The 10472-nt window shown below is 71.8% G+C and carries 7 protein-coding genes and 1 pseudogene; 3 read left to right on the top strand and 5 right to left on the bottom strand.

What is annotated here, in order from left to right:
• Window positions 1–639: 639 nt before the first annotated feature.
• The 3 genes from AOK15_RS18255 to AOK15_RS18245 form a co-directional block, all read right to left on the bottom strand.
• Complete coding sequence (locus AOK15_RS18255) at window positions 640–1017, bottom strand: hypothetical protein (protein ID WP_055518064.1); 378 nt, start codon at window positions 1015–1017, stop codon at window positions 640–642.
• 3 nt (window positions 1018–1020) lie between these two features.
• On the bottom strand, window positions 1021–1269 hold the full coding sequence (locus AOK15_RS18250) for a hypothetical protein (protein ID WP_055518062.1): 249 nt from the start codon (window positions 1267–1269) through the stop codon (window positions 1021–1023).
• A 131-nt stretch (window positions 1270–1400) separates the two neighbouring features.
• On the bottom strand, window positions 1401–3644 hold the full coding sequence (locus AOK15_RS18245; protein WP_055518061.1) for a glycoside hydrolase family 9 protein: 2244 nt from the start codon (window positions 3642–3644) through the stop codon (window positions 1401–1403).
• Window positions 3645–4074: 430 nt separating this feature from the next.
• Here AOK15_RS18245 and AOK15_RS18240 point away from each other — a divergent pair, with 430 nt between their 5' ends.
• Window positions 4075–6489, top strand: a complete 2415-nt coding sequence (locus tag AOK15_RS18240) for a SpoIIE family protein phosphatase (RefSeq protein ID WP_205632165.1) — start codon at window positions 4075–4077, stop codon at window positions 6487–6489.
• Window positions 6490–6677: 188 nt separating this feature from the next.
• The gene (locus AOK15_RS18235) at window positions 6678–7934 is read left to right on the top strand and encodes an SLC13 family permease (protein ID WP_055518060.1); all 1257 of its coding nucleotides are present in this window, start codon (window positions 6678–6680) and stop codon (window positions 7932–7934) included.
• A gap of 125 nt (window positions 7935–8059) precedes the next feature.
• On the opposite strand, the gene AOK15_RS18230 is transcribed toward AOK15_RS18235, so the two are convergent.
• A complete protein-coding gene (locus tag AOK15_RS18230) occupies window positions 8060–8971 on the bottom strand; it encodes a helix-turn-helix domain-containing protein (RefSeq protein ID WP_055518058.1) in 912 nt (303 codons plus the stop codon).
• A gap of 70 nt (window positions 8972–9041) precedes the next feature.
• On the opposite strand from AOK15_RS18230, the gene AOK15_RS18225 reads away from it, so the two are divergent.
• Window positions 9042–9836: a phytanoyl-CoA dioxygenase family protein gene (locus tag AOK15_RS18225; protein WP_055518057.1), complete on the top strand. Its 795-nt coding sequence runs from the start codon at window positions 9042–9044 to the stop codon at window positions 9834–9836.
• Between the two features lie 318 nt (window positions 9837–10154).
• On the opposite strand, the pseudogene AOK15_RS18220 reads toward AOK15_RS18225, so the two are convergent.
• Window positions 10155–10472, bottom strand: a pseudogene (locus AOK15_RS18220) (flavoprotein); the annotation flags it as partial.

Below are 10472 nucleotides of genomic sequence, written 5' to 3'. Positions count from 1 at the left end.
CCGGCCAGCCTCGCAGCCGGGCGGCGGGGGTCTCGTCGGATTCCCCGGGGAGCGGTCCCGGCGCGCGGCGGGTAGGGGGGGCGGGGAGGGTGGGGGGTGTGCACAGAGCGGGTTCCTTCCAAGGCACAAGATGGCACACGGAGTTGTGACCGCCGAAAAGGGCCCTGGATTGGTGCGTACCTTTTGGCGGGCGCCGGGAAAGCGGCCGGGGACTGAGCCGCACGATGGCCGTCGACCTTGAGCCTTTTGGACTCTTCGGTGGCCCGAAAAACCAAATGGCCTTTCAGGCCGGGCCTTTGACCCTGCGCAGGAAGTTCACCCTTGCACAAGTTACTCGCGGCTAACAAGGCACTTGGGCAACATCTGCATCACTAAAAGCAGGTCAGATGACCGGAACACTGCACTCCGATTCGCAGAACGAACCCTTCCGGTTCCCTGGTGGATTCGCGGTTCAAGCGCCCCGTGTGAACCGCGCGCACGCCTCGGTGGCCTACGCACTCTCCCGGCGCGAGGAGGGTTGGTTGTTGACTGAAAACGGCCGACTCGCTTGGGCCACGCGCGGAACGGCGGCTCTCCCGCGCGAAACGGGCCGCCGACCTTGTTCCTCCCGCCCTCGGTCGGCGGCCCCGGCGTTCCGCGTCAGATCTGCCAGGAGCGCAGGCAGTCCGCCGCCCCGTACACATCCGTCTTCCCGGAGATCAGATCGCGGGCGAGGTCCACGAGGGCACCGTAGGGCGGGTTGATACCGACACCGCTGACGAACATGTACGCGACGGCCGTGGCGCAGGCGAACCGCGCGTTGGCGGCCGGCAGGGGTTTGAGCACCGCCAGGGTGTGCAGCAGCGCGGCCGCACGCCAGGCCGGGTCCGAGTCGACCCCGAGGCGTGGCGGGTCGACCCGGTGCCGGGCCACGGCGGCCACGAGGGCGGAGAAGTCGTTGATCGTGGGCTGCTCGGGGAGGACCTCTTCGTGTCGCTGGAGCAGCCAGGGCACGTCGATGTGGATGACGGGAGTCATCGGTCAGACGGCCCGTCCCTCGACGGTGCGCGAGACGGGTTCGTCCTCGGGGAAGGCGGCGGCGAACTCGTCGGCGTGCGCGGTGAAGAACTGCCGGAAGGCCTCGGCCCCCTCTTTCAGCGCCCGGTGTCGCACGATGTCGGCCGCGGCCGCCTCCCGCACGAGCGCCTTCATCGACGTACCGCGTTCCTTGGCCATCTGCCGCAGGTCCTCTAGCTCGCGGTCGCTGAACTCCACATTCAGAGCTGGCATGCGCCCACGGTACCGCGCGGGTACTTACCCGTAAATATCGCCAGGTCAAACCAGGTGCCATGCGGTACCGAAAAGGTACGGCCGACACCCACGGAAGAGGGGTGCCGGCCGCCCGGGATCGGGTCAGGGGCTCAGGTCTGGTCCGCCACGAACGAGGCCATGCGGGCCAGCGCCGCGTTCCAGTTGATCGTGTGCTCGTTGGTGGACCAGGACTGGATGTCGTCGATGTAGCAGAACTGACCGACGCAGCCCTGGAGTTTGCCCTGCGCGAAGGGATCCTGGATCCCCGAGTTGGCGCCGCCCGCGAGAGTGCCCGCGGGCGGGTTCGGCTGGGCCGGGTCCAGCTGGTGGGCGTACCACCGGCTGTGCTGGTTGTGGGCGTTGGCCTCGCCGTATCCGGTCACGTACGAGATGTTGAGGGCGTTGCGGCCGAAGAGGTAGTCCATGCTCTGGAGCGCGCCCTCGCGGTACTTCGACGCCCCGGTGAGGTCGTACGCGGAGGCGATGACGACCGCGTTGTTGAGGATCTGGTGGTTGGAGCCCCAGTCGTAGAGGTTCTTGTCGGGGGCGTACGGCAGGCCGTACGGGTGGTCCTGGAGCGTCGCCAGGTAGCGGTCGGCGCCCTTGATCACGGACTGGCGGACCTTGTCCCGGCCGGGCAGCTTGTTCGGCACGAGCGCGAGGTCGAGGCGCCCGGCGGCGGCCGTCCTCGCCCAGTCGAAGCCGATGGGCCCGAAGATGTCGGCCGTGTGCACCGGTGAGCCGAGGACGAAGTCGGCGTACTTCTTCTCGCCGGTGGTGAGGTAGAGCTGGGCTGCCGCCCAGTAGAACTCGTCGGCGACGTTGTTGTCGGCGTAGGTGCCGCCACCGGTGCCGTCGCTCTCGGAGGCGTACATCTCGGGGTGCGCTCGGGCAGCCTCCCAGGCGGTGCGTGCGGCGGCGAGGTTCTTCGCCGCGTAGGCACGGTCGAAGGGGCGGTAGAGACGGGCCGCCTGGGCGGCGGTGGCCGCGAGGTTCAGGGTGGCCGCCGTGCTCGGCGGGTGCAGTTCACGCTTCTGCGGGTCGTCGGCCGGCATCAGCGGCAGACCGGTCCACTGCTCGTCGTGGATCTTGTGGTGGGCCATGCCCGCGAGCGGCTTGCCCTGCGGCACCTGCATCTTCATCAGGAAGTCCAGCTCCCAGCGGACCTCGTCGAGCAGGTCGGGGACCTTGTTGCCGCTCTCGGGGATGTCGAGCGAGCCGTCGCCCAACTTGTGGGTCCGCCCGGTGCGGGCGTACAGGGAGCGCTCGTACGTGCTCAGCACCTCCCAGGTGGAGATGCCGCCGTTGACGACGTACTTGCCGTGGTCGCCGGCGTCGTACCAGCCGCCGGTGACGTCGAGGGTGTAGTCGCAGACGCCGGGCTGGCAGGGCACGTCGTCGTCGCCCTTGTTGGGGGCGGCGTTGAGATGGCCGGCGGCGCGGCCGTAACCGGGGCGCAGGTCGTCGCGGATCGCGATGCCGCTGCGCTGGGTGTAGTAGTACTTCAGCGAGTCGAGCCGGAGCCTGCGGTAGGCGCTCGGGTCGATGTCGAAGGGACGGCTGGTCTCGCCGTCGACGACCAGCGTGAAGCCGGTGCCGCCCTTGCGGTAGGAGCCGAAGTCGATGGAGTGGACGTTCTGTCCGGAGGAGGCGTCCACGCCGCGCGGGCGGGTGGAGCCGCGGGCGACCACGGAACCCGAGGCGTTCTTGAGTTCCCACGGCAGCTTCGCGGTGGCCTCGGTGACGAGGGTGGCGTTCTTCGGCCCGGCGGGCAGATAGGCGACCTGGTTGACGCGTACCCGTGGCCCGGTGTCGGGCTCGTAGACCTCCGGCGGCACCCCGCCGAGCAGGGACACGTCGTCCATGCAGAAGGTGAACGGGTCGGCGTTGCCGCCCACCTGGAAGCCCACCTGGCCCTGGGCGGTGTCGACGGGTGAGGTGAAGGTGTACGAGTACCGGTCGCCCGAGACGTTCAGCTGCGGGCTCACCTCGAAGTAGGTGTCGTACGGCGCGACCTGGAGGCCGACGATCGCCCGCAGGACCTTGCCCTGGGGGACGCCGGAGGCGGAGAAGCTGAACCGGTAGGACTCGCCCTTGACCAGGGTGATGTCGTTCTGGCCGACGGCGGCGTCCCAGCGGTTGGCGGTACCGCCGGGTATCTCGGCGCACAGGCGGCCGTCGGTGAGGGCGGCGGTGACGTTGCCGGTGGTCCACCACGGGGCGGTGGTGGAGTCGAACGTGCCGTTCTTGACCTGCTCGACCTCCTCGGCCTGGGCGGACCCGGCGGGCAGCGCGGTCAGTGTCGCCGCGAGCAGGGTCGTCAGGGCGAGCAGGGTCGTTCTGCGTCGTTTCACGTCTGGGCTCCTCGGGGGAGGTGGGGGCGCACAGCGGTGACACGTGGCGTGGGAGCGCTCCCAGATGCGGACGATGGCCAATGCTGTTCGAGACATGACAGCCCGTCAACGGTCCGGACGGGACGGGTTTTCCGACCGGGAGCGGAACGGCTGGATCCGCCGGGGCGGAGTCGGTCGCTCCGCTCCCGCCGACGGGAGCTTCCCCTCAACACCGAGGGCGACGGGGCCCCACAAGCCATCACAACCGATCGCTACCGAACAGAAACGGGCGGACCGCACCAGAGGTGTCAGGCGCCCCGCGCGCTCCTCGCGCCCGTAACAGCGCTACGACCCCCGCAGAATGCGGTTTCGAGTCCCCTTTCGCATCAGAGCACATAGGCTTGAATTCACCCGTAAGCCCGTTCGGTCCGGCGGAATGGAACTCGCGACGATGAGGACCCGCAAGGTAACGCACGGTGACGAACCTGCGTATGCCCTGGACGGTGCCGCCACGGCGCGGGCGGTCCTGGACCGCGAAGGCCGCGTCGTCGAGTGGAACGAAGGAGCCGGACGCCTGCTGGGCCGGCCCGCGGCGGAGGTCGTCGGACGGCCCGCCGCCGAGCTGCTGGCCCCGCAGGCGTCCTGTCTCCCACCCCCGCCGGGCAGCCTCAGCTGGAGCGGCACGCTCGCGCTGCGTCACCGCGACGGACACACGGTGACGGTATGGCTCCTGGCCCACCAGCGTGGGCCGAAGGACGGCGACGGCAGCGGCGGCTGGCTGGTTCTGTGCCCGCTGGACGACCCCGGCCCGCTGGTCCGCGACGATCCGCTGGCCGCGGCGGTCATGGTCCAGTCCCCCTGCGCCATGGCGGTGTTCGACGACCGGCTGCGGCTGCGCGGCATCAACGACGTGATGGCCGAGGCGGTGGGCATCCCCGAGAGGAAGCTCCGGGGACTGCACATGTCGGAGATCGTGGGCGGCCGGCAGGGCGAGAAGCTGGAGGAGCACCTGCGGGAGGTGCTCGCCCTCGGCCGACGCAAGGACGTGCAGACCTTCCTCAGGGCCGCCGACGAGAACCGCGCCCACGCCTGGTCGGCGGCGATCGCCCCGCTCTGCGACGGCACCGGCCGGCCGATCGGAGTCTGCGTCACCGGGCACGACATCACCGAGCAGTACCTGGCCCGTCAGCGGCTGCAACTGGTGAACGAGGCGAGCATCCGCATCGGCACCACCCTCGACGTCCGGCGCACCGCCCAGGAGCTGGCCGACGTGTGCGTCCCGACCCTCGCCGACTTCGTCAGCGTCGACCTCATGCAGTCCCTGGACCACGGCGACGAACCGCACGAGGGCCCGCTGTCCGCACCCTTCACCCTGCGCCGCACGGCCCACCAGTCGATCACCCCCGGGTGCCCCGAGGCCGTCGTCGAGATCGGCCGGACCGATGTCTACCCGGCCACCTCACCGCAGGCGGCCTCCCTGTCGGTGGGGCACACGATCGTGGCGACCGACCCCGCCAACACGCTCGTGGACTGGCTCGCCTGGGACCCGGCACGCAGCGCGCGGGTCAAGGAACTGGGCGTCCATACCACCATGTCGGTACCGATACGGGCCCGCGGCACGACACTCGGCGTGGCCGTGCTGACCCGCTTCAAACGGCTCGACCCCTTCACCCCGGACGACGAGCTGCTGGCCGAGGAGGTCACGGCGCGCGCGGCCGTCTGCATCGACAACGCCCGCCGCTACTCCCGCGAGCGCGAGACCGCCCTCGCCCTCCAGCGCAGCCTCCTCCCCCAGACCCTGCCCCACATGCCGGCCCTGGAGGCCGCCTCGCGGTACCTCCCGGCCGCGCAGGCCGGGGTGGGCGGCGACTGGTTCGACGTGATCCCGATGTCCGGGATGCGGGTCGCGATGGTCGTCGGCGACGTCGTCGGACACGGCGTCCAGGCCTCCGCCACCATGGGCCGGCTGCGCACCGCCGTCCGCACCCTCGCCGACGTCGACCTCGCCCCGGACGAGCTGCTGACCCACCTCGACGACCTCGTCGTCCGGCTCTCCGAGGAGGCCGGCAGCGAGGGCGTGACCGGTGAGGTGGGCGCCACCTGCCTGTACGTCGTCTACGACCCGGTGACGCGGCGCTGCACCTTCGCCCGCGCCGGCCATCCGCCGCCCGTGGTGCTGGACCCGGACGGACGGCCGATGGAGGTGCACGTGCCGTCGGGGCAGCCCCTCGGCCTCGGCGGACTGCCCTTCGAGTCCGCCGAACTCGAACTGCCCGAGGGCACCGTCATCGCCCTCTACACCGACGGGCTGATCGAGACCCGGGACCGCGACATCGACACCGGCCAGGAACTGCTCGCCAACGCCCTCTCCGGCCGCAAGGGGCCTCTGGACGACATCTGCCGTGAGGTCGTCCAGTCGCTGCTCCCGGCGGGCGGCGCCCCCGACGACGTGGCGCTGCTCCTGGCCCGCACGAGGGGGCTGAGGCCCACCCAGGTCGCGACCTGGTCGATCCCGGCCGACCCGGCGTTCGTCGCCCGCACCCGGCAGTACGTGCTCACGCAGATGGCGCTGTGGGGCATCAGCGAGGCCGCGTTCACGGCGGAGCTGGTGGTGAGCGAGCTGGTCACCAACGCCATCCGGCACGGCGCCCCACCGATCCAGCTGCGGCTGATCCACGACGAGACCACTCTCATCTGCGAGGTCTCCGACGGCAGCGGCACCGCCCCGCACCTGCGCCGGGCGAAGACCTTCGACGAGGGCGGCCGCGGACTGCTGCTGGTCGCCCAGCTCACCCAGCGGTGGGGCAGCCGGCACACCGAGGACGGCAAGACGATCTGGGCGGAGCTGACCCTGTCGGAGGAGTGACGTCGGTCCCATGAGGTTTCGGTGCACCGGAGGAATGGGGCACGTCCGACCTGCGCTTTCCCGCCGGAACAGCCGCCGGGCCCGTCTCCCGGAACGCCCATGGCAGCCGTACGCCCGTTCGTCGCGCGCTCGTCCACGGCGGTAATGTTCGTCAGTCGCCGTGCCGCCGAAGTCCCGAAAGTCCCCCTGTGAACACCGCCCTCGCCGAGGTCCTCTCCGTCTTCCTCCTCATCGTGGTACTCGGCGCCGCGGTCGCTCGGCCGTTCGGGCTGCCGGAGGCCGTCGTCGCCGTACCGGCGGCCGGGATCGCGGTCGCCACCGGCGCCGTCTCCCTCAACCACGCGCGGGACGAGGCCGAACTGCTCGGCCCCGTGCTCGGGTTCCTCGCGGCCGTGCTCGTGCTGGCCAAGCTGTGCGACGACGAGGGGCTGTTCAAGGCGTGCGGAGCCTGGATGGCGCGGGCCTCGGCGGGGCGCCCCCAGCGGCTGCTGGGCTCGACGTTCGTGCTGGCCTCCGGGATCACGGCCGTGCTGAGCCTGGACGCGACGATCGTGCTGCTCACCCCGGTGGTGTTCGCGACCGTCGCCCGGCTGGGCGCCCGCCCCAAGCCGCATGTGTACGCAACCGCGCACCTGTCGAACACGGCGTCGCTGCTGCTGCCCGTCTCCAACCTGACCAACCTGCTGGCGTTCACCGCGAGCGGGCTCACCTTCACCCGGTTCGCGCTGCTGATGGCGGCGCCCTGGGCGGTGGCGGTGGCCGCCGAGTACGTGGTGTTCCGGCGGTTCTTCGCGGGCGACCTCGGTAGGGCGACGCCGGTGGAGGAGACCGTCGAGCGGCCGCGAATGCCGATGTTCGCGCTGGTCACCGTCCTGTGCACGCTCGCCGGGTTCGTGGTGACGTCGGCGCTCGGCATCGAGCCCGCGTGGGCGGCGCTGGCCGGTGCGCTGGTGCTGTCGGTGCGGGCGCTGGTGCGGCGCAGCACCACTCCGGCGGCCCTCTTCCGATCGATCTCGCTGCCGTTCCTGGCGTTCGTGCTGGCGCTGGGCGTCGTGGTGCGGGCGGTGGTCGACAACGGCCTCGCCGACGCGCTGGGCCGGGTGATGCCGTCCGGTTCGGGCCTGCCGGCCCTGCTGGGTGTCGCCGCGCTGGCCGCGCTGATCGCCAACGTCATCAACAACCTGCCGGCGGTCCTCGTCCTGGTTCCGCTGGCGGCGCCGCTCGGCACGGGCGCCGTCCTCGCCGTCCTCCTCGGCGTCAACATCGGCCCCAACCTCACCTACGCCGGGTCGCTGGCGACGCTGCTGTGGCGGCGCATCGTGCACCACCACGACCACGACGTGGACCTCGGCGAGTTCACCCGGCTGGGGCTGCTCACCGTCCCGGCGGCACTGGGTTCGGCCGTGGTGGCGCTGTGGCTGTCGCTGCGGGTGTTCGGCGGCTGACCGGGCCCGTGCGGCGTCGGCGTACGGACCGGAGGGGCCGACGGTCCGCAGGGGCCGTAGTGGCACCGGTCCGAAGGGGCCGAAGGGGCCGAAGGGGCGAACGGTCCGAAGGGGCCGGTAGCCGCTCAGCCACCGTCCCTGAGCGTCTGCCGGTACGCGCCCGGCGGCATCCCGTAGCGCTGCCGGAACACCCGGCTGAAGTGGAACGGGCTGCCGAACCCGGAGGCCGCGGCCACCCGCTCCACGGACAGTTCGGTCGCCTCCAGGAGCCGCGCGGCGTGCAGCAGGCGGGCGTGCAGCAGGGCGCGCATCGGGGAGTGACCGACCTGCTCGGTGAAGAGGTGGGCGAACCGCGACGGGGAGAGCGCGACCCGCTCGGCGAGGGAGCGGACGGTGTGCGGGGCGCCGGGGTCCGCGGTGATCAGGTCCTGCGCGCGCCGGACCCTCGGGTCGGCGTCCGACCTGTGGGGTTCCGCGCGGGCGGCGGTGAGCAGCACGATCTCCTCCAGCGAGCACAGGGCGAGTTCGCGGGCCGCGGTGCCGTGTGCCACGGCGACCTCGCCGTCCGCCGGGGCGCCGTCGGACGGCGGGGGTGTGCCCTCCCCCGTCCAGCGGGCGTCGGCAAGCATCCGGCGGAAGGCCGCGTCGACACGGTCGCGGCTGCCGTCGGACGCCGGGGTGACGGCGTACACCCGGTCGCCGATCCCGTACGGCCGCAGCCACGCCGCCCAGGACGCCCTCGGCTGGCAGTGCACCCACCAGAACGCCCAGTGCGCGGCGCCGGGTCCGACCGCGTAGTGCTGGGGCACGCCGGGCCCGAGGACGACCAGGTCGCCCGGGTGCGCGAGCGTCCCGGCCGCGCCCTGCCGGACGACTCCGCAGCCGCCCGTGGTCCAGGTGAACAGCCAGCTGTCGGCGCCGTCCGGACGGTGGACGGCGTAGGGCGGGCGCTGGTCGAAACGGCCGATGATCACCTGGCCCGGCGGTGGTGACGGATCCGCGGGCGCAGCGGTCTCGGACAGGTCGTCAGCACGCATGGACATCCTCTCTCAAGGCGCTTCGACCTAGCGTGATGCACATCGGACACCGAAGGGAAGGGACGCTCGGATGGCAGTCACAGGCAAGGTCGACTTCGAGGAGAACGGCTATCTGGTGGTGCGGGGCCTGTTCTCCCCCACCGAGATCGATCAGCTGTGCGAGCGGTTCACGGCGCTGCGGGAGGGCGGCCCGATCCCCGGGCACTTCCAGCCCCGCCCGCCGGCGGCCGACGGACCGGCCGACCCGCTGCACACCCATCCTCGGGTGATGCACCCCCACCGCATCGACGACCTGTCCCTGCGGGTGCTGCTCGACGCGCGGCTGCGCGAGGTCCTGGAGGGGCTGCTCGGGGAGGAGGTCCTGGCCGCGCAGAGCATGTTCTACTTCAAGCCGCCGGGTGCCCGGGGGCAGGCGCTGCACCAGGACAACTTCTATCTGCGGGTGGAGCCCGGCACCTGTGTGGCCGCGTGGATCGCCTGCGATGTGATCGACCGCGAGAACGGCGGCCTGGAGGTCGTGCCGGGGACGCATCGCATGGACCTGTTCTGCCCGGAGGAGGCCGACGAGGAGCTGTCCTTCGTCCGTGAGTACGTTCCGCCGCCGCCGGGGCTCACCCCCGTGCCCGTCGACATGGCGCCGGGCGACGTGCTGTTCTTCAACGGCAGCCTGGTGCACGGCTCGCAGCCCAACCGCACCACCGACCGCTTCCGGCGCTCCTTCATCGGCCACTACGTCGGCCGCTCCACCGAACGCATCGGGCGGTACTACGAGACGCTGACGATGAGCGGGGAGCCCGTCGCGCTGGCGGAGAGCGAGGGCGCGGGCCCGTGCGGCACGGAGTTCGAACCGGCGGGCGCCCACTGAAGACGGCCGGCACCGGGGGTCGGCGGCGGGCGCGCCGTACAGCGGGCGGCGAGCTGTCCCGCCGTTCGTCGACCGACGGGGTCTCCTCGCCGCGGGCCGGCGCGGAGCGGGCCGGCGCGGAGCGGCTCGACGCCGTCTCGGGGGCGGCGGCACGGGCGGTGCCGCCGGCGGTGAGTCCGCCAGAGCCGCGGAAGACCGTGCCCCCATGGCCGGCAATCTCAGCCGACGACGCATGTCGTTCGGCGTGCCGCCGGGGCGGCGCCGTCAGTCTGTGGCCGGGTGTGAACCTCGCGCGTCGCCCGAAGGCCGGTGACCGGTTCAACCGTTCGGTTGAACGCGGTGGTGCTCCGTGGCCAGCAGGTCCAGTGCCCGCTCCCACCGGAACTCGGGGCGTGCGCCGTCGGATCGGACCTCACCGGCGTACGGGTCGCCGAACCGTACGCCCATGCCGCGCAGGCGCTCCAGGCTGGCGCGGTACGCCGGGTGGGCTGCGAGGGCATCGGAGACGCAGGGCAGGACGGCGATGGGGACGCCGAGGCCGTACGCCTCGCAGAGGGTGCCGAGGGCGAGGGTGTCGGCCGTGCCCGCCGCCCACTTGTTAAGGGTGTTGAAGGTGGCGGGCACGGCCGACACCCT

It is taken from the genome of Streptomyces ossamyceticus (assembly GCF_001418475.1).
Taxonomy (GTDB): domain Bacteria; phylum Actinomycetota; class Actinomycetes; order Streptomycetales; family Streptomycetaceae; genus Streptomyces; species Streptomyces ossamyceticus.
Note: the sequence above shows the minus strand (reverse complement) of the source record. Positions and strands in the feature narration are given on the sequence as shown.

Excerpts from the sequence above, each read along its gene's own strand:
- AOK15_RS18250 (WP_055518062.1), bottom strand. The coding sequence starts at position 1,269 with ATGCCAGCTCTGAATGTGGAGTTCAGCGACCGCGAGCTAGAGGACCTG.
- AOK15_RS18240 (WP_205632165.1), top strand. The coding sequence starts at position 4,075 with ATGAGGACCCGCAAGGTAACGCACGGTGACGAACCTGCGTATGCCCTG.
- AOK15_RS18255 (WP_055518064.1), bottom strand. The coding sequence starts at position 1,017 with ATGACTCCCGTCATCCACATCGACGTGCCCTGGCTGCTCCAGCGACAC.
- AOK15_RS18230 (WP_055518058.1), bottom strand. The coding sequence starts at position 8,971 with ATGCGTGCTGACGACCTGTCCGAGACCGCTGCGCCCGCGGATCCGTCA.
- AOK15_RS18225 (WP_055518057.1), top strand. The coding sequence starts at position 9,042 with ATGGCAGTCACAGGCAAGGTCGACTTCGAGGAGAACGGCTATCTGGTG.